Source organism: Rhodococcus sp. 21391 (assembly GCF_016772255.1).
Classification (GTDB): Bacteria; Actinomycetota; Actinomycetes; order Mycobacteriales; family Mycobacteriaceae; genus Rhodococcus_F; species Rhodococcus_F opacus.
Genome location: NZ_CP063781.1, coordinates 5,631,086 through 5,655,157 on the forward strand (window position 1 = coordinate 5,631,086; position 24,072 = coordinate 5,655,157).

Here is a 24,072-nt window from a genome sequence, read left to right on the forward strand (position 1 = left end):
TACTTCCGGCCCTCGCGGCGGCGAACTCCGCCCCGGAACTGCGATCTGGATCACTCTTGATCATCGGGATCCTTCCGCCCACACGGTGACCAGCGACGACAACTCCGACGCCCAACCACGAACCGTCTCGGCGTCCAGCACATCCGAGGAGAACGAGAAACACGCGTGGACGGGTCCGTCGCCGATCGGCTCGTAGAAACTCAGCGTCAGGTCCGAATCCGGAACACCCACCGGCACCGGCATCAACCCACCCAGCGCGTCGAGATGACCGAGCCTGGCCTGCTCGTGATGAACGAGCATGACCTGCGGACGCAGCACCGCGGTCTCACCGACCGCCTCCACGACGTCGGCGAACGCCACATCCTGGTTGTCCAGCGCGTCGAGATTCGAGGTACGGACACGCCGCAGCAACTCCACGGGATCGGGATCACCGCTCGTATCCGTTCGCAACAGAACGATATTGAAGAAACAGCCGACCAGCGCGTCCAGCGCCTCCTCCGTGCGTCCCGCGACGAGAGACCCGAGCGGAATGTCCGTGCCCGCGCCGTGCCGTGTCAGCACGGTGGCGAGTGCGGCCTGCAACACCATGAACAGGCTGGTGCCCGTGTCGCTCGCGAACTTCCGGGCCGCGCTGTGGAGTTCCGCGTCGATCTCGACCGGCACGATCTCCGCCGTCCGCGGTCCGCGAACGGCCGGGGCGGGCAGGTCGAGCCGGGACGGCATGCCGTCCAGCGTCTCCCGCCAATAGTCGAGCTGACGCGACCGACGGCTGTCCGGGTCCTCGGGATCGCCGACGAGCGCCTGCGACCACACGACGTAGTCGGCGTATCCGACGGGCAGCGGTTCCCACGCAGGTTCCTCGCCGTGCGAGCGCGCGGCGTATGCTCCCATCAGATCACCGAGCAACGGCACCACGGACCACTCGTCGACGGCGATGTAGTGCATCGCGAGGAGCAACACCTGGGTGCCGTCGGCGCCGGTCACGAGATGCACCCGGAGCGGTGCGTGCTCGGTGAGATCGAGGGGTTCCTGCGCCAATTCGAAGACGGTGCGGTGCACGTCTCCGTCCCCGACGTCGACGAGTTCGAGGGCGGGCCGCACCGCTTCCTGCGCGACGACGGTGTCCCCGGCCTCTACGTACACGGTCCGCAGCGGTTCGTGCCGGGACGTGACGTCGTCGAGAGCCTGCGCCAGGATCTCGACATCGACGGTGTCGCGAAGCTGCAGCGACAGTGCGTGACTGGCCCGCGCCTCGGCGCCGGCCGCCCGGAACTGCTTCCAGAACCGGCGTTGCGGCCCGGACAACGGCAGCGCCTCCGGTCTCGGGTCCGCCGCCGTCAGCACCGGCCTGCCGGTGGACGAGGCCCCCGCGACGAGTGCGGCGAGTTCGGCCACCGTGGAATTGTCGAACACGTCCCGGATACCGATGTCGACGGCGAACCGCCCGCGGATCCGTCCCACCAACCGCATCGACGCCATGGAGTTGCCGCCGAGGTCGAAGAAGTTGTCGTGGATGCCCACCGACGGCAGATGCAGGATGTCGGCGAACACTGCGGCGATCTCCTTCTGCTCCGACGTCTGCGGGGCGCCGTCCCCGGTCAGGGCCGACCAGTCCGGCAGCGGAAGCGCCTTGCGGTCGAGTTTGCCGTTGGGTGTCAACGGGAGATCGCCGTCCAGCACGACCACGAGAGTCGGCACCATGTAGTCGGGCAACCGCGCGGCGGCGTGTTCCCGCACCGCCTGCGGATCGATCTGCCCGGCTCCGTGGCCGTCGGCCGGTGTCACATAGCCCACGAGCCGGACGATGTCGCCGGATCGGTCCGCGACGACCGCCGACTGCTTCACCACCGGATGGCTTCCGAGGGCCGCGATGATCTCGCCGAGTTCGATGCGGAATCCGCGGATCTTCACCTGGTCGTCGACGCGTCCGAGGAAGTCGATGTTGCCGTCGGCCCGCCAGCGCGCCCGGTCACCGGTCCGGTACATCCGGGTGCCCGCGTCGCCGAAGGGGCTGGGCACGAACCGTACCGACGTGAGGTCGGGCCGGCCGAGGTAGCCGCGGGCCAGTCCGCGTCCGGCGATGTACAACTCGCCCGCCACTCCCGGCGGTACCGGCTGCAGGCGGTCGTCGAGGACGTACGCCTGCTCGTTGGGATCGGGGATGCCGATCGGCACGGCCGAGTTCCATCCGGGTTGCGCCTGCCACAGCGTGTTGTTGACGGTGGCCTCGGTGAGGCCGTACGCGGCCAGCAGGTTGAGCCGTTCCGCCCAGCGTCCGATCAGTTCCGGCGGCACGGTCTCGGTGCCCACCAGCACGGTGCAGCCCTCGGGGACGTCACATCCCGACGGCAACGCCGCCAGCAGTGACGGCGGAATGATCGCGTGCGTCACGGCGTGTGCGGCCATGAAGTCGGTGAGTTCCGGTCCGGCGACGCGGGACTCGTCGGGCACGATCACCAGGCGGGATCCCGTGCACAGTGCCATCGACAACTCGAAGACTGCGACGTCGAATCCGATCGACGCGAACTGCATCACCACCGAACCGGGGACGAGCTTCATCCGCTGTTCGGCGGTCGCGACGAGGCTGGGGATCCCGTCGTGAGTGAGGATCGCGCCCTTGGGTTTACCGGTGGAGCCCGACGTGTAGATGACGTACGCGGCGTGGTCCAGGCCCTGCGGGGGCTGCGGCACCTGCGGGGCGGGGCCGGTCTCGAGTTCCGCGACGACGGACGCGTCGTCGAGGAGAACGCGAGCGAGGCTGCCGACGTCCGCGATGCGCGGGCTCTCCCCCACCGTGGTCACCAGCACCCGCGCGGCGGAGTCGGCGAGCATGTAGGAGATGCGGTCGGACGGGTGGTTCAGGTCGAGCGGAAGGTACGCGGCCCCGAGTTTCAGCACCCCGAGCACGACCGAGACCATCTGCGCCGACCTCGGGACCGCGAGTCCCACAACATCTTCGGCGCAGACGCCGCGGCGATGCAGCAGTGCGGCGATTCGGTCGGCGCGAACACTCAGTTCCGCGTAGGTAACCTCGCCGTCGCCGTCGACGACGGCCACGGCGTCCGGGGTCGCGGCCACGTGGCGGGCGAATGCCTCGTAGAACGTCTCCTCCGCCACCGGCTGTGCGGTGTCGTTGAACCCGCGCACCACGAGTTCGCGTTCGTCGCCGAGGAACACGTCGAGGTCGCCGATCGTGCGACCCGAGTCCGACGCGAGGGCGTCCAGCACCACCACCTGCCTGCGCGCGATCTTCTCCGCGGTGGCCCGGTCGAACAGGTCGGAGCCGTATTCGAGGCGCAGCTCGACCCGGTCGTCGTCGAGGTACTCGGTGAAGTTGAACACCAGGTCGAACTTGGCGGTGCGTTCCTCGAACGCCACCGGGGCGAGGGCCAGTCCGGGTGCGAACGCCGAATCGGACGTCCGGCTGTGGTAGCCGACCATCACCTGGAACAGCGGGTTCCGGGCCAGGGTCCGCGCCGGATTCACCTTCTCCACGACGGTTTCGAAAGGGACGTCCGCATGCGAGAACGCCGCCAGGTCGGTGTCGCGGACCCGTGCCAGCAGCTGGTCGAACGTGGGGTTGCCGGACACGTCCGTCCGCAGCACCACGGTGTTGACGAAGAATCCGATCAGGTCGTCGAGACCCTGTTCGCTGCGACCGGCGACCGGCGCGCCGATCGGCAGGTCGTCGCCCGCACCGAGACGGTGCAGCAACGCCGCCGACGCCGCGTGCAGCACCATGAACATGCTGGTTCCCGACGTCCGCGCGAGCGCACGCAGCGCCCGTGTCGTCGCGGCGTCGAGCGTCGTCTCGATCGCGCCACCGGCGAAGCTGGGCCGCGCGGGCCGGGTGCGGTCGGTGGGGAGCACCAACTCCTCCGGCGCACCGTCGAGAGTCGTCGCCCAGTAGTCGAGTTGACGGCTGACGAGGCTGGACGGGTCCTGCGGATCACCCAGAACGTCGCGCTGCCACAGCGTGTAGTCGGCGTACTGCACGCCGAGCGGCTCCCACGCCGGCGCCGAACCCTGCGCGCGAGCGGCGTACGCCGTCATCAGGTCCCGCAGGAACGGGCGGTCCGACCATTCGTCGGTGGCGATGTGGTGCAGCACGATGGCCAGCACTTGTTCGTCCGCGACCCGGATGAGGCTCGCGCGAACCGGGATCTCCGTGGCCAGGTCGAACGGGCGGCCGATGGTCTCGGTGACGAGCCGGACCAGGTCGGCCTCGGTGCCGTCCACCACCGCGACGTCGGGGCGGGCGTCGTCCAGGATCACCTGCACCGGTTCACCGTCGTGCTCCCCGAAGACTGTTCGCAGCGATTCGTGCCGCGACACGACGTCGGTCAGCGCCTGCTCGAACAACCCGGGGTCCAGTGCAGCCTGCAGTCGCAGGACGATCGGGAAGTTGTACGCGACGGCGGGGCCCGCCCCATCCCGAACCGACGCGCCTTCCATCTGCTGGAGGAGCCACAGTCGTTGCTGCGCAGCGGAGAGCGGCAGGCGCTCGGGCCGTGGCCGGGCCACCAGCACCGGACGTGTCGAACCGGTGTCGTCGCCGATCCGGGCGGCGAGTTCGGCGACCGTCGGTGCCTCGAACAGGTCGCGCATGGTGAGGTCGGTGTCGAGTGCGGCCCGTGCCCGGCTGATCAGCCTGGTGGCCAGCAACGAGTGACCGCCGAGGTCGAAGAAGTCGTCGTCGACCCCGGGGGCGGGGACGCCGAGGACCTCCCCGAACAAGGCGGACAGCACCCGTTCGGTGTCGGTGCGCGGTTCCGTGCGCGCGCCGCCGCTGCGGCCGAGCACGTCGTCCGCCGACGGCAGAGCCTTGACGTCGAGCTTGCCGTTGACCGTCATCGGCAGGCTGTCGACCTCGATGACCGCGGCGGGCACCATGTAGTCCGGCAACGTTGCGCGCAGCGCCTGTGAGTACTTGTCAACGTCCCGCGGTTGACAAGTACTCACGACGGCGTAGCCGACGAGCCGCTTGAAGCCACCCGGGCCCGAATCGACGACGACGGCGGCCTGCCGCACGTCGTCCAGAGCTTCGAGCGCGGACGCGATTTCGCCGAGTTCCACCCGGTGGCCGCGGATCTTCACCTGGTCGTCCGTGCGGCCGAGGAAGTCGAGATTCCCGTCCTCGCGTCTCCGGACGAGATCGCCCGTCCGATACATACGTACGGATTCTCGGAACGGGTCGGCGACGAACCGCTCCGCCGTCAGCGCGAACCGGTCGAGGTAGCCGCGCGCCAACCCGACCCCGGAGATGTACAGCTCACCGGGAACGCCGTCCGGGACCGGACGCAACCAGGCGTCCAGCACGTAGGCGGACGTGTTCCAGATCGGGGTGCCGACGGTGGGTGTCGCGCTGTCGGCGGTGCCGGCGCCGAGGGTGTTGATCGTGTACTCGGTGGGACCGTACAGGTTGTACCCGACCGTTCCGTCCGTGTCGCGCAACCGGTTCCACACCGAATCCGGTACTGCCTCGCCGCCGAGGAGCACCAGCGGCGGCCGGTGCCGCCCCGGACCGTCGTCGAGCAGACCCTCCTCGACGAGGTGCTGGGCGTACGTCGGCGTCACGTTGACGACGTCGATCGCGTGGGTGTCGCAGTAGGCCACGAGCGCCTCGGCGTCACGCCGCAGATTCTCGTCGCAGATGTGGACCTCGTGACCTTCGACCAGCCACAGCAGTTCCTCCCACGACATGTCGAACGCGAACGACACGGTGTGCGCGATGCGCAGTCGCCGGCCGCCCGCAGCGGCCACGACGGGTTCGAAGATCGCCTCACGATGGTTGAACTGCATATTGGTCAGGCCGCGGTACGGGGTGACGACGCCCTTCGGCTTGCCCGTGGACCCGGACGTGTAGATGACATACGCCGGATGGTCCAGGCGCCCGGGGGTTCCGGGCGCGAATCCGCCGAGTTCGGCCTCCGACAGCGGTCCGGACGCGACCGCGCCGACGTCCAGGGTGTCGACGGCCAGCGTGTCGACCGTCGCAGCGGCGAGCGTTCCGGCGACGTCCGACGTGGTGACCAGGACCGTCGGACGCGCGTCGTCGAGCATCGCGACGAGGCGCTCGGCGGGGTGGTCCAGTTCGAGCGGCAGATACGCGGATCCGGTGCGCAGCACGGCGAACAGCGCGACCACCATCTCCACCGACCGCGGCAGCGCGAGTGCGACGATCCGCTCCGGGCCCGCGCCGCGGCCCAGCAGGAGCCGGGCCATCCGGTTCACGTCGGCGTCGAGTTCGGCGTAACTCACGGTGCGGTCCCCGAACACCAGGGCCGTCTCGTCCGGTCGGAGTCGGGCCGCGTCGGCGAACAGATCGGCGATGGTTCTGTCGGGCAGAGTCTTCCGTTCGAACGGCGCGGGCGTTGCGGCACCGGCGATTCCGCCGACCACACCCGACAGGTCGGTGGACCACTCCGCGAGCACGGTCAGGTACCGCGACAGCATGCGTTCGACCCGCGACTCCGAGATCTTCTCGGGGTGGAACTCGAACTTCACCTTCACGCTCGCGCCCGGCGTCACGACGACCGTGACCGGGTAGTGCGTGTGATCGATGCTGTCGCCGCCGCTGATGTCGTGCGCCGCATCGAGCGCCGCCACCTGCTTCTCGTCGACGAAGTTCTGCAGCACGTACAGCACGTCGAACAGCTGCCGGTGCTCGGACACCCGCTGGATGGAGGCGAGCCCGAGGTAGTCGTACGGGGTCAGCGCCAACCTCTCGGACTGGATTCGCCGGAGCAGGTCGGCGACGGTCTCGCCGGCGCGCAGCGTCGTCCGGACGGGGACGGTGTTGAGGAACATTCCCGCCACCGCGTCGATGCCCGGGACCTCCGGTGGGCGTCCGGCCACGGTGGTGCCGAACACCAGGTCCCGGCGTCCGGTCTCGATTCCGAGCACGACGGCCAGCGCGGCATTGAGCACCGCGTTGAACGTGACACCGGCGCCGCGGGCACCGGCACGGAGCCGTTCGCTCAGTTCCTCGGACAGCACCGCCTCGCGTCGCTGGGGTGGCTGCGGCTCCCCCGCGACGGTCGCGGCCAGCAGCGTCGGTTCGTCGAGCCCGCCGAGCGCGTCGGTCCACGCCGACCGCGCGGCACCGGAGTCCCGGGTGGCCAGCCACTGCAGGTAGTCCTCGAAAGATCCTTCCGGAGCGGCGAACCCGGAGTCGTCGCCACCCGATTCGTAGAGGGCGAGCAGCTGACTGACGACGAGGCCGTTGGACCATCCGTCCCACAGCAGGAACTGCCGGTTGATCACCAGTCGGTCGTGGGAGTCGCCGAGCCGCAGCACCATTGCCCGCCACAGCGGCGGGGAGGTGAGGTCGAACGGTGTCAGCCGGTCCTGTGCGGTCAGCTGTTCGGCGTAGGACGCGCGTCCGGGCTCGGCGAGTTCCCGGAGGTCGAACTCGGCGATGGGCACGTCCAGGCCGGCGCCGAAGAACTGCACCGGCGCGGGCAGTCCTGCGCTGACGAATCCTGCTCGCAGCGTCGGGTTGCGTCGCTGCAGGGTGCGCAGCGCGGCGGCGAGCCTGTCGGTGTCGAGGCGGTGCGCGAAGTCGAGTGAGAATTGTGCCGTGTAGATGTCGGCGCCGGAGTCGAACCCGGCCTGGAAGTAGAGGCCCTCCTGCAGCGGCGACAGCGGCAGCACCGTGTCGACCCCGCTCGGGCTCGCCTCGACGATCCGGTCGATCTCCTCCTGCGTCAGCTCCACGAGGGGAAGGTCGGACGGTGTGAGCATCGCCGGTCCGTCGTGTTCTCCTGCGGCGTCGGCCAGTTCACGAAGTGCCGACACCCAGCCGTCGCTCAACGCGACGACGTCGGCCTCGCTCAGGTCTGCGTCCGACCAGGCGAAGACGGCCTGCAGTTCGGTGCCCCGCTCGGACTCCTCGCACAGGGCGTTGATCACCAGCCGGTAAGGGCCACCGAGATCGGCATCGGGATCGGTTGCCAGCGAGTCGGATTCGACCGCGGGCGTCCAGGGTCCGGGCACCGCGTGCGGCATGCGGCCCAGGTAGTTGAACAGCACCTGCGATTCCGCCCGTGCCGCCAACAGGCTTGCGGTGCGGGCATTGACGTACCGCAGCATGCCGTAGCCGATGCCGCCGTCGGGGGCGCCGCGCAGCTGTTCCTTGACGTCCTGGAGCGTCTCGAGTGCGCCCGTCCGGCTGCGCAGGCGGACGGGGGTGACGTTGGTGATCCAGCCGACGGTCCGGGAGAGATCCACGCCCTCGGTGAGTTCTTCGCGGCCGTGCCGCTCGAGGTCCACCAGCAGGTCGTTCTCGCGTCCACGGCCGGCGAACCACCGGTCGGCCGACAGTCGTAGCGCCGCGAGCAGCACATCGGTGACGTCGGCGCCGACCACGGCGGGAACGGTGGTCAGCAGCGCCGTCGTGAGTTGCGGGTCCAGGAGGACCGTCCGCCGTGCGCCGCTGCTCACGACCGCGTGCCCGTCGGTGTCGGCCACCAGGTCTGCACCGGGTTCGGTGACGCGCAGCCAGTGGTCGAGTTCGGCGAGCCGGGCGGGGTCCTGCGCCTGCTCGGTGACGATGCGGGCGAATCGGCGCAGCGACGTGGGCACCGGGTCGAGCGCGGCGTCCTGGCCGCTGTCGGCCGCCACCCACGCCATGGCGAGGTCCTCGATCAGCGTCCGCCACGACACCCCGTCGATCACCAGATGGTGTGCGACGAGGAGGAGCCTGCCCAGCTCCTGCGGGCCGGCGTCGAACCACACCGCCGACAGCATGGTGCCGTCGTCGGGGTCGAGCCGGTCGGTCGCGGCGTCGGATTCTGCCGCCACGGTTTCGCGCAGCGCGGCGGCGTCGAGTCCGGTGACGTCGACACGACGCAGTTCCAGGTCTGCGGATTCGCTGATCTCGAGCGACCACACACCCGGCGCGTGCCGGGTGAGCTTCTGCCGCAGGCCGTCGTGGTGACCGATCACCGAGTGCAGGGCGGCCGTCAGGACGGTGGCGCTGGTGCCCGCCGGGGTGTGGAGCAGAACGGCCTGGTTGAACCGGTTCTTTCCGCCACTCCATTCGGACAGCCGATGGACCACCGGCAGGGGCGGCAGGACACCGGTGCCCGACTCATCCACGCTCGGGGCCGGCGCGACGACGGTGGCCGCGACCAGCCGCGCGAGCGCGGCCGGCGTCCGCTGTTCGAAGATCTGCCGCGGGGTGACGGTGATTCCCTCCCGGCGAGCGAGATTCACCAGGCGGATGGCGAGGATGCTGTCGCCGCCGAGCGCGAAGAAGTCGTCGTCCACCCCGACGGTCCCGAGACCGAGAACCTCGGCGTAGTGGGCGGCCAGCACCCCCGCCGGTCCGCTGTCCACGACCGGCGCGGACGTCGCCTGTGCGGAGAAGTCCGGTGCGGGGAGGGCTTTACGGTTCAGCTTGCCGCTGGGGCCGAGCGGAAACTCGTCCAGCGTCACGAACGCGACGGGCACCATGAATTCCGGCAGCGCCGTGGCCAACTGCGCACGGACGTCGTCGGGGTCGGCGTCGCCGACGACGTATCCGACCAGCTGCTGCTGACCGGGCCGGTCCGAGCGCACGACGGCGGCAGCCTGCCGCACTCCGGGGCAGGCGGCCATCTGGGCTTCGATCTCGCCCAGTTCGATGCGGAAGCCGCGCAACTTCACCTGATCGTCGACCCGGCCGAGGTATTCGACCGCACCGTCGGCGTCGACCCGGGCGACGTCACCGGTGCGGTACATGCGGGACCCGGTGCGGGAGAACGGGTCGGCGACGAAGCGCTCGGCGCTCAGCCCGGGCCTGCCCAGGTAGCCGCGGGCCAGCTGTGGCCCCGACAGGTACAGCTCACCGGCCGCACCCGCGGGCACCGGCTGCAGATACCGATCGAGCACATAGAGACCGGTGTTGGACGTGGGCAGGCCGATCGGCACGGACGGCGCGGCCGCGGCGATTCCCTGCACCGACGCGGCGTAACTGACGTCCACCGACGCCTCGGTCGGACCGTAGAGGTTGTCGAGTTCCACTCCCGGCAGGAGTTCGGCGACGCGCCGCGCGGATGCCACGGGAAGCGCCTCACCACTGCACGAGATGATCCGCAGCCCGGTGCACCGGGCTGCAGCGGGCTCGGCAAGGAACACCTCGAGCATCGAGGGCACGAAATGCACACGCGTGATCGACTGCCGGACGATGACGTCGGCGAGGTACGCCGGGTCCTTGTGGCCGTCCGGCCGCGCCAGCACGAGGGTCGCCCCGGCGAGGAGCGGTCCGAAGAACTCCAGCACCGACACGTCGAAGCTGGACGGCGTCTTCTGGAACACGTTGTCCGTAGCGGTGATCGGACGGAACCGCTGAACCCACAACAGACGGTTGACGATGCCGGCGTGCGGCACGACGACCCCCTTGGGCCGTCCCGTCGAGCCCGACGTGTAGATCACGTAGGCGGGGTGCTGGGGCACGAGCGCGACACCGGTCAGCGGCTCGGGCGAGTACCGGTCGGCGCCCGACACCCGGACCTGCGGAACACCGGACCCGGAGAACGGCACGGTGCCGTCGGTGAGGACGCACACCGGTTCCGCGTCCTCCAGCATGAACGCCAGCCGGTCGGCGGGGTAACCGGTGTCGAGTGGAACGTAGGCGCCGCCCGCCTTCCCGACCGCGAGGAGCGCGACCATCAGTTCCAGCGAACGGGGCAGTGCCACCGCCACCTTCGACTCGGGTGTCACCCCGCGGTCGACGAGCAGCCGGGCGAGGCGGTTCGCGCGCGCGTGCAGTTCGGCGTAGGTGAGGTGTTCGTCCTCGAACACGACGGCCACCGCGTCGGGTGTTCGCGCGGCCTGCTCCTCGAGCAGCGCCGTCACCGTCGTCTCGGGGAACTCCGCCTCGACGTCGCGCAGTGCCGCGTCGATCGGCTCACGCGACGCCAGCGCGACGGAAGACACGTTCTGGTCGACGTCCCGCGTCAGCTCCGCGAGATACGCCACCGTCGACTCCGCGAATCGGGTCGCGGTCGCCGCATCGATGCGGGCGGCGTCGTATTTCAGCTCGAGTGTCAGCGCGTCACCGGGCACGACGATCAGCGTCATCGGGTACGGCGGGTGCTCGTCGAACCGGATGCCGGTCAAGTGCACCGCACCGGTGGGATCCGCCACCGCGCCGTCGCCGAGCGGATAGTTCTCGAACACGACGAGCGTCTCGAACAGGTCCTGCAGTCCCGCTTCCCGGCGCAGCTCGGGCAGGCCCAGGTACTGGTGGTCGAGCAGCGTCGACTGCTCCTGCTGCCACCGGGCGAGGGTCTCGGCCACCGTGTCGGTCGGCCGGTACCGCAGCCGGGTGGGGACGGTGTTGATGAACAGGCCCACCATGGTCTCGATACCGGGCAGGTCGCCGCCGCGGCCCGACACCGTCGAACCGAACACCACGTCCTCCCAGCCGGTGAGGCGACCGAGGACCAGACCCCACGTGCCGTGCACGAGCGTGCTGAGCGTCAATCCGCGGGCCCGGCCCACCGCGGACAGCGCGACGGTGGCCTCCGACGGCAGTGTCGCCCGGACACTGTGTATCCCGGACTCTCCCTTCGACGACGGCTTCGGAAGTTCCACGGGCTCGGGGGCATCGGCGAGCGCCTCCCGCCACACGGCGAGCGACGCCCGACGGTCGCGCGCCCCCAGCCATTCGAGGTAGCTCCGGTACGGCGTGGGCGTCGGCAGCGCCAGCGGCTTCCCCTCGACGCTGTAGAGGGCCATCAATTCCCGCAGCATCACCGGCACCGACCACCCGTCGGCGACGATGTGGTGAATCGACTGCAGCAGAAGAAACTTTTGGTGTTTCACCTGCGCGAGCGTGTAGCGCAGCAGGGGGCCGCGATCGAAGTCGAAGCCCCGGGCCCGATCCGCCGCCAGCACCTGTTCCACGCGCTGCTCCGGATCCGCGACACCGGTGAGATCGAGCACCTCCATCGGCACCTGGACGTTGTCGCCGACCACCTGCACGACCCTGCCGTCCGAGACCGCCCGCACTCCGACGCGGAGGGCAGCGTGCCGGTCGACGACCGCCTGCAGCCCACGGTGCAACGCCGCCGCGTCGACGGGCCCGGTCAGTTCGATCACCTGCTGCACCACGTACGGGTCCGTGCCCGTGTCCTCGAATGCCGACTGGAAGTAGATGCCCTCCTGCAGCGGTGTCAACGGAAGCACATCGGCCGCCCCCGCCAGCGCGTCCACGTCCGGCTGTGTCAGCGACACCAGTGGGAAGTCCGACGGCGTGTGACCGCCGAGACGGTCGACTCCGGCCAGCACCCGCAGCACCGCGGTCCACTCGTCGGCGAGCGCCAGGACGGCGTCACGGGTGAGCACACCGGGCGCCCACGTCAATGTCGTGCGCAGGACGGGGCCGTCGGCGCCGTCCTCGGCGATCACGTCGAACGCCAAGGCGTGTCCGAGCGGCATCCGCGGATCGTCCGCGCCGCCCATCGCTCGGGGCAGCCAGTCGACGCCCTCCGCGGACGTCACCCGACCGAGATAGTTGAACAGCACCTGCGGGGTCGGCGCGTCCGCGAGTTCCGGCTTCGGGACACCGAGGTAGCGCAGCGCGCCGTAGCCGAACCCGGAACCCGGGATGCGGCGCAGCTGGTCCTTCACCGCCTTCAGCGCGTCGGCGATTCCCGCCTCGTCCGCCGCTGCGCCGGGGTCGAGCACCACCGGGTAGACGGTGGTGAACCAGCCGACGGTCCGGGAGAGGTCGAGGGCGGGTCCGTCGCTGCGGCGCACGAGGTCTTCCTCGCGTCCGTGCCCCTCGAGATCGAGGAGCACGGGGCCCGGCTCTCCGTCTCGCCACCTCTGCAGCGCCACCGCGGCACCGGTGAGGAGCGCGTCGTTGACGTGGCCGTGGAACGCTGCGGGCACGGTGGAGAGCAGCGGCCGGGTGAACTCCGGAGGCAATGTCACCGTGAGGGTTTCGGCGTCGCCGGCGAGGTCGAGGGCGGGATCGAACGCACGCGACCCGAGGAGCGGGTCTTCCGTGGTCGCCGCGTCCGCCCAGAAGGACAGTTCGTGGTCGAAGGCACCCGACCGCGTCTGCTCGTCGAGCAGCTCGGACCAGCGGCGCAGCGACGTTCCGACCGGAGCGAGTTCGGGAACGCCGCCCGCCGCCGCCGCTGATCCCGCGCGGGCGAGGTCTTCGAGGATGATGCGCCAGGACACCCCGTCGACCACCAGGTGGTGTCCGATCAGCAGCAACCGGCCGGGACCGTCGGACGCGACGAAGAGGACGGCCTGCACCATCGTGCCCGCATCCGGGTCGAGCCTTCCGACGGCCGCCCGTGTCTCGATGTCGAGTTGGTCCGCGCTGCCGTCGAATTCGACCACCCGCAGGATTCCGTCGACCGCCGCCGGGGACGGTTCCGGCACGGACAGCGTCCAGCGGTCACCCCCGCGGCGGAGGCCGCTTCCGTTACCACGGACGAGGGTCGCGCGCAGGGCGTCGTGCCGCGCGAGCACCGCGGCGAGCGCCGCCGTCGCGGCGTGCTCGTCGAGGGCGGCGGGAGTCTGCACGAGCACCGACTGGTGGAACGCGGTGATCTCGCCGCCCCGCTCCGCGGTGCGGGCGACGATCGGGGTGCTGCGGACGTCACCGATTGCGACGTCGTCGGAGTCCACGGCGGCCACGGTCCGGCCGTCCTGGACCCGGGCGAGCGCCTCGGCGGTACGGAGCTGGAAGATCTCCCGCGGGCTGATCGAAAGACCTTCCCGCCGAGCGTGGTTGACCAGCTGGATCGCGACGATGCTGTCGCCACCCAACGCGAAGAAGTCGTCGGTGACACCCACCGACTCCACCCCGAGAACACCCGCCATCAGCGCACACAGGGTTTCCTCGGCGGCGGTGCGGGGCGCGACGTTCTCGCCGGCCGCGCCGAGGTCCGGCTCGGGTAGTGCACGCCGGTCCAATTTTCCGTTGGGGGTGAGCGGGAACCGATCGAGGACGACGAACGCCGACGGCGCCATGTACTCCGGCAGCTTCGACGACGCCCAGACCCGCAGTTCGGCGACGTCCGGTACTTTATCCTGCTTCGGCACCACGTAGGCCGCGAGATACTTTGCCCCCGAGGGCGTCTCCCGCACGACGACGGCACTGTGCCGGACGTCGGGATGGGACACGATGCCCACCTCGACGTCCTCGAGTTCGAGTCGCATGCCCCGGATCTTCACCTGATTGTCCGCGCGGCCGAGGAAGTCGAGGGACCCGTCCGGCGCCCACCGCGCGAGGTCACCTGTTCGATACAACCGGGAGCCGTCGTTCGCGAACGGGTTGGCGACGAAGCGGGACGCCGTGAGCCCCGGAGCGTCCACGTAACCGCGGCCGAGAAGGAATCCGCCGGCGTACAGCTCACCGCCGGTGCCGAGCGGCACCGGGTTCAGGTGTTCGTCCAGCACATACAGCTGCGTGTTGGGGTTCGGGCGGCCGATCGACGTCGCGATCCGCTCGGAGTCCTCCCGATAGATCACGTGCGACACCCCGATCGTCGCCTCCGCGGGGCCGTAGCCGTGGTACAGCGTGATGGCGAGCTGCGATCGGAACCTCTCGAACAGGCGCGGAGTGAGAACCTCACCGCCGCACCACACATGCTTCAGCGCCGCCAGCCGATCCGTACCCCGTGACAAATCGAGTAGCACGTCCAGCATCGACGACACGAGATAGACGAACGTCACCGACTCGCCGGCGATCAGGTCCAGCAGATACCGCGGGTCCCGTTCCCCACCGGGTTCGGCCACCACCAGCCGGCCACCCGCCACCAGGGGCAGCAGGATCTCGTTCACGGAGATGTCGAACGACAGTGGCGCCTTGAACAGCGACGCGTCCGAGGGTCCGAAGCCCAGGATCTGGTCGCGTTGCCACAGCAGCCGCGCGCAGACGGCCTCGTGACGGATCATGGCGCCCTTGGGCCTGCCCGTCGAACCCGACGTGAAGATGACATACGCCAGCCGCGAACCCTGCACGGTCACTGCAGGCGGTTCGGTGGACTGGTCGGCGTACGCCCACGCCGCGAGGTCGACCGGCACGGCCTGCTCCCCCGCGTCGGTGACCCCGCCGGGTCCGGTGAGAACGAGCGCCGCCCCGGCGTCCGCGAGGACCGAGGTCCGGCGGTCCTCCGGCCACGACGGGTCGAGGGGCACGAACGCCCCACCCGAGCACATGACGGCGAGCAGCCCGATCACCATCTCTGCCGACCTCGGAAGACCTACCGCCACCACTGTTTCCGCCTCGACACCGCGGGCGCGCAGGTGGTGGGACAGCTGCGCCACGCGTTCCCCGAGTTCCCGGTAGGTGAGCCGGATGTCGCCGGCGATCAGGGCCTCGGCATCCGGTGTCCGCGACACCTGAGCATGGAACAGGTCGGGAACAGTCACCGATTCCTGCGGGGACGCCGTGTCGTTGAACTCCACCAGCAACTGCCTGCGCTCGGCCTCGGTCATCGGATCGAGCGACGCGATGGGCTGCGACGGGTCGGCGACGAACTGCCCGACGAAGTGCTCGAGCCGGCGGCGATGCTCCTCGAGCTCGGCGCCGAGACCGGCCGGGGCCCGGAGGTCGATCTGGATGGGCTCCGAATCCTGCCCACCGCGGATGGAGAAATCGAGGTCACGGACCGGTCCGGTGGCCGAACCCCGCACCCACGCCGGGAAACCGCCGAACGTCAGCGAGTGCTCGAACATCATGGAATTGATTCCGGGACCGAAGATCTGACGGTCCGGATCGATCGACCGCAGATCGCGGGCGAGGTCCTCGCCGCGATAGCGCCCGTGCCGCAGCACCGAGATCAGCGTCGTGTCGATGCGGGTGGCGAGTTCGCCCACGGTCATCTCGGGATCCACCTGCACCCGGAGCGGCAGGATCGTCGAGCACATACCCGGGATGCGGCGCAGCTCGCGTCCGACCCGCGCCGTCATCGGCAGCGACAAGGTGAGGTCGCGGCGGCCGGTGAACCGGTGGATGTACGCCACGACCGCGGCGAGCGGCAGCCGGGTGCGCCTGATCCCGGCGTCGGAGGCGAAGGTGTAGATCGCGTCGGCGTCGTCCCCGTCGATCTCGACGAGAGCGGAGATCGGCGACCCGGAGTGGTCGACGACCTGCGGGAGCAGCCGAGGCGGCTCCGGGGCGTCGATCACCTGCTGGATCCAGAAGTCGCGGTCGGACTCGAAGCGCGCCGACGCACGGTAGTCACGGTCGGACGTCACGAGAGTGTCGAGGGGCCACGGCGCCGTGGACGTCTCGAGTTCCGGGTGCTCGTATCGATCGACGACGTCGGCCACGAGCAGGGTGATGCCGTATCCGTCGATGAGGCTGTGGTGGTAGCGCTGATACCAGATCACCGACTCGTCCCCGGTGCGCAGCAAGGCGTGCCGGAACAACGGTTCGCCGCAGTCGATGTCGACCACGGTCTCCATGTCGCGATCCATCCACGCGCGCGCACTCGCTTCGGGATCCTCGTCGCCGCGCAGGTCCACGACATCGAGGGTCCACTGGCCCGGAGCCGTCGGCACCTGCAGCAGTTCGGTGTCGGCGCCTCGCTCGAAACGCACGTGCAGGGCTTCGGCTCGTTCGACGGTCTTCCGGATCGCCGCGGAGGTACGGTCCAGGTCGATCCGGCCCGCGACCTCGACGACGAGCGAGAGGTTGTAGACCGAGCTGCCCGGGTTCAACTGCTGCCCGACCCACACCTCGGACTGCGCGGCCGTCACCGGCAACGCGACAGACGTCGAACTGACGCGAGCCGAGTGAGAAGTGCCCTCAGCCGAAGTGCGCTGTGGGCGAGCAGCCGCCGAGTGGTCCGGAGACATGGGTGATCCGATCGTCCGTCGAGAGCGCCCGTCCAACGACGGGCACCCGAAGGAGTTTAGGTTAGGCTACCCACTAGCAACAAGCCGGTTGCCGGCAAGTTCACAGGCGCGGGTTATCACAGTGGTAATTCGTGTTCAATCACCACGAGCGCGTGTCCCTCGCACCGCCGGCAGCTTTTACCGCACCGAAGCGGTCCCGGCGTCGAGTTCGGCCGTGTAAACATACCGCTCGTTCGCGGCGTTGGCACACGAGCGGCGGCGTCGACACCCAGGGGCAGCCGCCCAGCAACCTACTGGTGCCAGACCGCGGTGTTCCCACCTCGACGCTTGGCTGCGTAGAGGGCGGTGTCCGCATGATGGAGCAGTTCGTCGACCGTGAGAGCCGACGTGCTGCGCGCCATCCCCACGCTGATCGTCACGACGAGGAGTTCGTCGCCGACGTCGATCGGCGTCGTGATCGACGCGAGCATCCGGGTGACCACGTCGTCGACGTCGAGTTCGTCGATGTCGGGCAGGATGGCGACGAACTCGTCGCCGCCGAGCCTGCCGACCGCGGACGGAGCGCGCATCGCGTGGCGCAAATGCTCGGACACCCCCTGCAGGATGCGATCACCGACGCGATGCCCCCGGGTGTCGTTGACGTCCTTGAACCCGTCGACGTCGAGGAACAACGCGACCGCAGGCCCCGCACCGGGCTCGAACAGGCGCTGCAGATGCTCGGTGATGGCGGCGCGATTGAGAAGTCCGGTGAGACTGTCGTGCGTGGCCTCGTGCAGAAGAAGGGCGTGTGCCTCCGCCGCCTGCTGCTGGGCGGTGACTTCCGCGGTGACGTTCCGGAAATGCACGACCAGTGCACCGGAATCGGCTGCCGCGGTCACCTCGATCGTCATCCCGGGCGAATACAGCGAGTCCACCCGCGTCTGCTGCTCCCGGCCGGTGGCGAGAACCTTGCGGCACAGTGCGTCGAAGTAGCTGCCGCGCGTTTCCGGAAGAACCTCGGTGACGACACGGCCGAGCAGTTCGTCCCGCGACCGCCGCACGTGCCGCAGGCAGCCGGAGTTGACGTAGATGATCCGAAGGTCCCCGTCGAGCGCCATGAACCCCAGGGCCACCCGATCGAGCAACGACGCGAGCTGCGCGTCCCGGCCGGCCACGTGCCCGAGTTCGATGACCACTCCCGTCAGCTCCACAGGGGCGCCGGACGCATCGGTGGTGACGTCGATGCTGCGGGTGAGGATGTACCGGGTCGACCGATCTGCCAGCACGATACGGAACACACACTCCGCGCCGACGGATCCGGCGGTGTTACCGAACATGCGACGCACCGCACCGATGTCTTCGGAATGGACCCGCTCCCGCCACCATTCGAGCGGTGGGCGGGAACCGTCGTCCTCGAAGATGGCGGCGGCCTTTTCATCCCACCACAACGCCCCGTTCACGATGTCGTACCGGACGATGCCCACCCCGAGGCGCGGAATACCCAACGCCATCAGAATCTCGCCGTCACCGTGATCGCCCCCCAGCCGCTCGGAACTGTCAGTTGGCGAGGAACTCGAGCAGCACCTTGTTCACCACGTCAGGCTGTTCGAGGTAGCCGTAGTGCCCCACGTCGGGGATCTCGTAGTACCGAGCCGACGGGATGGCCTCGGCCACCTCACGCGACAGATACGGCGGAATCATCCTGTCGTCGGCGAAACCGATGGACAGGCACGGTGTCGTGATCGCCCGGTAGGCCTGCCTACGATCGAAGCTGCGGTCCATCTCCATCTGCGCGCGCACGCCGTCCGACGTCCGGCCACCGCTGAACTCGAACAGGTCGAGCCAGTCGCGGGCCGTGTGCGGGTCGACGAGCGAGGCGGGCGACAGATTCATCACGGCAGTCACCGCGGCCCGGTACTTCGCCGGGAGTTCGACCCCACTGTCGTGCAGGGCACGCTCGCCCTCGGTGAGGGTCTGCTGGAAGTAGTCCATGCGGGCGTGACCGGCGAGGAACGCCGCCTTGTGCACGAGGTCGGGCCGGGTCAGGGCCAGTTCCTGCGCGACACGGGCACCCATCGAGGTGCCGACGACACGCGCCGGTCCGCCGCCGAGGTGCTCGATCAGTCCCGCGGTGTCGGCGACGAGATCGTCCATGGTGATCCCGCCGAGGCTCTCACCGGACGGCGCGATGCCCCGGTTGTCGAACGTGCAGACACGGTAGCCGGCGTCGATGAGCGCAGGGGTCTGATGCAGATCCCACACCCGTCCCGGGCTTCCGGTTCCCATGATGAGCACCACTAAATCGCCGGATCCCTTGACCTGGTAATTCAGGGGGATCCCGTTGATCGTGGCGATCGTCATGTTGCCTTCCTTCCATGGGCGGTCTCACCGATTAGGTTGGATAGCCTAAGCTGGCTTCGCTGCCGCTCGCATGCGGCGCTGACCGACAAGCTCGTCCAGGAGGACCGCGTTGAGAGTCGCCACACTCGGATATCAAACCTGGGGTCACCGTACCCTGCAGGCCCTGCTCCAGTCCGACCATGAGGTCGTCCTCGCGATCACCCACCCCAAGAGCGACCACGTCTACGAACAGATGTGGGCGGACTCCGTAGCCGACCTGGCCACCGAGCACGGGGTGCCCGTGCACATCGCCACCAAGCCGGACGAAAACTTCAAAGCCGCGCTGAAGCAGGCCGACCCCGACATCGTCGTCGCCAACAACTGGCGCACCTGGCTGCCACGGGACGTCTTCGACTCTCCCCGCTACGGCACCCTCAACATTCACGACTCGCTCCTGCCCAAGTACACAGGATTCTCCCCGCTCATCTGGGCGCTCATCAACGGTGAAGAAGAAGTAGGCCTCACCGCGCACCTGATGGACGAGGAACTCGACGCCGGCGACATCGTTTTGCAGCGGTCGACGCCCGTCGGGCCGACGGACACCGTCACCGATCTGTTCCACCGCACCGTCGACATGATCGGCCCGATCACCCTCGACGCACTCGAGCTGATCGCGTCCGGTCGCACGGACTGGACGCCGCAGGACCGCTCGCAGGCCACGTTCTTCCACAAGCGTGCCCCCGAGGACAGCCTCATCGACTGGACGTGGCCCGCCGACGCGATCGAACGGCTCGTCCGCGCGCAGTCCGACCCGTACCCGAACGCCTTCACCCATTACAAGGGACAGCGTGTCCGGGTTCTGAAGGCCGCCGTATCCGAAGGAAATTACGGTGGAACGCCCGGGCGTGTCTTCATCCACGAAGGCGACGGAATGGTCATCGTCGCCGGACCCGACGCTCGCACGGGCCGGAACAAAGGCCTCAAGATCCAGCGCGTCCGGCTCGACGACGGCACCGAACTCGCCGGAACCGACTTCTTCCCCCACGGCGGCGGCTACCTCAGCTGACGCCCGTGCGCCTTTCTGGTAGCGGGGGCTACCAAAAAGGCGCACGGGGCGGAACGCCCTACCGACCCTCCCACGCCGACCAGAGTTCGGCGTAGCGTCCGCCGGCAGCGACGAGATCGGCATGTGGACCCTGCTCGACGATCCGGCCGTGTTCGAGGACGACGACCCGATCGGCGGCGGCCGCCTGCGTCAACCGGTGGGCCACCACCAGCGTCGTGCGACCACGGGTCGCCGCCTCGGCCGACGCCTCGAGTTCCCGCGCACCCGCGCTGCCTGCTTCGGCCGTCGCCTCGTCCAGGATCGCGACCGCCGGGTTCGCGAGGACGAGTCGCGCCAGAGCCAATTGCTGCGCCTGGGCGGCGGTCAGCTCGTGGCCGCCCTCCCCGACCACGGTCTGGACGCCGTCGTCCAATGCGTTCACCCAGCCGTCGGCGCCGACGGCTTTCAGTGCCATCGCCGCGTCCTCCTCGGAGGCGTCGGGTGCGGCGAGCCGAAGGTCGTCGATCAGCGGTCCGGCGAACACGTGGACTTCCTGGCTGACGATGGCGACCCGGCGGCGGAGACCACCCGGCTCCAGGTCCGGCAGCGCGGCGCCGCCGATGCGCACCGACCCGGACGTCGGGACGATCGAGCCGGCCGCGATCGCCGCGACCGTCGTCTTGCCCGCTCCGGTGGACCCGACGAGGGCGACACGTTCCCCGGACTGCACGTGCAGGCTGATGCCGTGCACCACCTCGTGGCTGCCGTCGTAGGTGTGCCGGACGTCGGTGAGTTCGAGCGTCGAATCCGCGGACTCCCGGGCGGTGGCGGTTCCGGTGCCCGACTCGTCGTCGAGGTCGACGACGCCGACGAGCCGTGCCAGGCTCGCTCCCGCCGACTGCACCTCGTCGAACGTGTACATCAGCATGCCGATCGGATTGAACAACCGGTGGAAGAGCAGTGCCGCGGTGGTGGTCTGCCCGACGGTGACGATGTCCGCGTTCACCAGTGCGAATCCGGCGGCGAGGATGGTGGCGAGCCCCACGAACTCGGCCCGGTTGCCGCGCCCCGCGAACCGGGTGAACAGTGCGAAGACGCCGACGGACAGGTCGCGGGCCTTCTCCGACGCACCGTTGATCTGCGCCAGATGGCTGTCTTCCAGACCGTACGCGCGCACCGTCCGGGCGCCCTGCATGCTGCTGATCAAGGCCTGCGAACGCTCTCCCACCGCGACACGCTCGGCGGCGTACACCGGCGCGGACCGCGGCAGGTACCAGCGCATCGCCAGCGCGTACATCGGCAGCGCCACCATGCCTGCGAGCCCGAGCCGCCAGTCGATACCGAGCATCGTGACCATGCTGAGCACCACCAGCAGGATCGCCGTGACGAGGTTGGGGACCACGTCGGTGACGGCCTTGCCGATCACCGCGACGTCGTCGCCGACCCGCGACAGCAGGTCGCCCTTGCCGACGCGTTCGACCGTCTGGATCGGCAGCCGGAGCGCCCGGTCGACGGTGCGTTCGCGCAGATCCGCCAGGATTCCCTCGCCGAGGCTGCGGATCAGGAACGACGCGAACCCGGCACACACGCCGCCGATCACCGCGGCGGACGCGATCACCGCGACCACCCACCCGATGGTGGACGGCAGCGCACCGTCCTGCACCCGGTCGACGAGGACGCCGAAGACGTAGACGGGAACCAGCGCCATGCCCGCCGCGACGGCGGCGACCAGCATGGTGACGACGCTCCGGCCGCGGCGGTGTCCCAGTTCGGACTTCAGCCACGCCCACGTGTCGCGGGCGTTCGCGATGGGCAGCAGTTCACTCATCGCACGACCGCCTGACGGTAGTTCGCGTTCTCGGTGGCCAATTGCGAGTGCGTGCCCTCGCCGACCACCGTTCCGTCGTCGAGGACGACGACGCGGTCGGTCACGGACAGCAGCGCGGGGCTGCTCGTGATGAGGATAGTCGTCTGGCTGCCGGCGGAGGCGCGATGCCGCAGGTCCGCGATGCCGCCCGCGATCGTGTGTTCGGTGACCGCGTCCACGGCGGTCGTCGGATCGTGCAGCACCATCACCGGCGACTGCGCCACCAGTGCACGTGCGAGGGCGACCCGCTGCCGCTGACCACCGGACAGCGAGGACCCGCGGTCGGCGACCTCGTGCTCGAGACCCTCGGGGTGTGCTTCGACGACGTCCACCGCCGCGGACGCGGTCAGCGCCGCCTGCACCTCGGACGCCGCCGCGCCGGGCCTGCCTGCGGTCACGTTCGACGCGACGGTTCCGGAGAACAGGTCGCCGTTGTGCGGTTCGACGAGCAGCGCCCGGCGGGCCTGCGCGAGATCCGCGTCCGACAGCCGCACTCCGCCCACCGTCAGTTCGCCGTCGTACCGGTCGGGCGGAACCTGCCCGGACAGCAGCGCGGCCAGCGCCTCCGCGTCCTGCGGGCGGTACGCGACGATGCCGAGCAGTTCGCCGGGAGTGACCCGGAGGTCCACCGCGTTCAGGGACCGGTAGGACACCCCGGTCAGGCTGAGCTCGCTGCCGTCGAATGTCCGGCCCGACCCGGCGGGCACCAGAGGTTCCGCATCGAGGACCAGGGCGAGGCGGTCCGCCGACGCGCGGGCGAGGGCGAGGAACCCGGGCAGACCGGCCAGGACGCCGAGCGGTTCGATGAAGAACTGGGACAGTCCGACGACGGTGATCAGCTCGCCGATGGTGATGCGCCCCTCGAGGGCGAACCAGCCTGCGACACCCGCGACACCGACGGCGAGGAGGGCGCTGACGGTCATCGACACCCCGGCGAACACGGCGGAACTCTTCGCCGTGTGCAGGGTGGCGCCGAGCGCCTCGCGGCTGGCCGTCCGGTATCGCCGCGACGCCGACACCTCGGCGCCGATCCCGCGCAGGGGGCGGAGCCCGCTGACGAGGTCGGTGGCCATGGCGGACGCCCGCGCGACGGCGGCCTGCTGATCGGTGGCCCGGCGGGTGATCAGCGGCGCGGCGAGCTGGAGGAGACCGAGGATGACGGGGGTGCCGATCAGAACGGCGAGTCCGAGCGGCACGTCGATCAGCAGGAGGGCGACGGCGGATCCGATCGCCGCGGTGAGGGCCGCCGCGGCCCGCGGTGTGATGTCCGCGATCCAGGCCGCACGGTCGGCGTCCGACGTCGACACGGACAGCAGCTCACCGGCACGCAGGTCGGTGCGCACTCCCCGCGGGTCGAGGATGCGGTGCGCCACCTCCATCCGCAGCTGGTGCGCCTCGTTCTGCATCGCCACGACGATGAACCGGGCACCGAAACGCCACGCCGCGGTGAGCACCAGGAACAGCAGCGCCAGGGCGCACAGCCACACCGCGAGAGCGAACACGTCCCCGGTCGCGACGGCCCGGTCGACGATCACGCCGATCGAGATCGGGACCAGCGTCTCCGCCACCTGATGCAGGCAGACGAGTACGGTGCCGATCCCCAGCCGAACACGATTCCGTACCAGCGTGCGACGCAGAATCGCGGTGCCACCAGTCTTCACGCGCGTAACTCCCAACGCCGACGCTTCCCCACCCACCCACCAACCAAGTAAGCAGACCCTAACTAGATGAACCCTAATCGATGGGCAACTAGCGTTGACATGCCCGGTTCTCATAGAGTCGCCGATACGAACTACTGCGCGTGACGCAGCAGCAAGCCCGAGAGGACAAAGATGGCCGCGAAGACGACCGCCGAAAACGACATCGCGGACGAGGATCTCGAACCCCTAGCCGACGAGACCGCCCGCCAGGCGCAGCGCGTTGTCGCTGCATACGCCGAAGATGCCGACGAGTGCAGGATGCTGCTCTCCATGCTCGGAATCGGACCCACCAGCAAGCTCGACTGAGAATTTCATCCACTTCG

The 24,072-nt window shown here is 69.5% G+C and carries 7 protein-coding genes; 2 read left to right on the forward strand and 5 right to left on the reverse strand.

Annotation, left to right across the window (positions count from 1 at the left end):
• Positions 1-60: 60 nt before the first annotated feature.
• The 3 genes from GO592_RS26005 to GO592_RS26015 form a co-directional block, all read right to left on the reverse strand.
• The gene (locus GO592_RS26005; protein WP_039952906.1) at positions 61-16,818 is read right to left on the reverse strand and encodes a non-ribosomal peptide synthetase; all 16,758 of its coding nucleotides are present in this window, start codon (positions 16,816-16,818) and stop codon (positions 61-63) included.
• 290 nt (positions 16,819-17,108) lie between these two features.
• Complete coding sequence (locus GO592_RS26010; protein ID WP_007300948.1) at positions 17,109-18,308, reverse strand: sensor domain-containing diguanylate cyclase; 1,200 nt, start codon at positions 18,306-18,308, stop codon at positions 17,109-17,111.
• A 46-nt stretch (positions 18,309-18,354) separates the two neighbouring features.
• Positions 18,355-19,158 (reverse strand): alpha/beta fold hydrolase, encoded by an 804-nt coding sequence (locus tag GO592_RS26015; protein WP_007300947.1) that lies wholly within the window; start codon positions 19,156-19,158, stop codon positions 18,355-18,357.
• A 109-nt stretch (positions 19,159-19,267) separates the two neighbouring features.
• Between GO592_RS26015 and GO592_RS26020 the strand changes: the two genes are divergently transcribed.
• Positions 19,268-20,203, forward strand: a complete 936-nt coding sequence (locus GO592_RS26020; RefSeq protein WP_007300946.1) for a methionyl-tRNA formyltransferase — start codon at positions 19,268-19,270, stop codon at positions 20,201-20,203.
• Positions 20,204-20,261: 58 nt separating this feature from the next.
• On the opposite strand, the gene GO592_RS26025 is transcribed toward GO592_RS26020, so the two are convergent.
• Together GO592_RS26025 and GO592_RS26030 are read right to left on the reverse strand one after the other, a co-directional pair.
• Positions 20,262-22,010: an ABC transporter ATP-binding protein gene (locus GO592_RS26025; RefSeq protein WP_007300945.1), complete on the reverse strand. Its 1,749-nt coding sequence runs from the start codon at positions 22,008-22,010 to the stop codon at positions 20,262-20,264.
• Positions 22,007-23,710, reverse strand: coding sequence for an ABC transporter ATP-binding protein (locus GO592_RS26030; RefSeq protein ID WP_007300944.1), 1,704 nt, complete (start codon positions 23,708-23,710; stop codon positions 22,007-22,009). The genes GO592_RS26025 and GO592_RS26030 overlap by 4 nt, the downstream gene beginning before the upstream one ends.
• 171 nt (positions 23,711-23,881) lie before the next feature.
• Here GO592_RS26030 and GO592_RS26035 point away from each other — a divergent pair, with 171 nt between their 5' ends.
• Complete coding sequence (locus GO592_RS26035; protein WP_005262874.1) at positions 23,882-24,055, forward strand: hypothetical protein; 174 nt, start codon at positions 23,882-23,884, stop codon at positions 24,053-24,055.
• Positions 24,056-24,072: the final 17 nt, after the last annotated feature.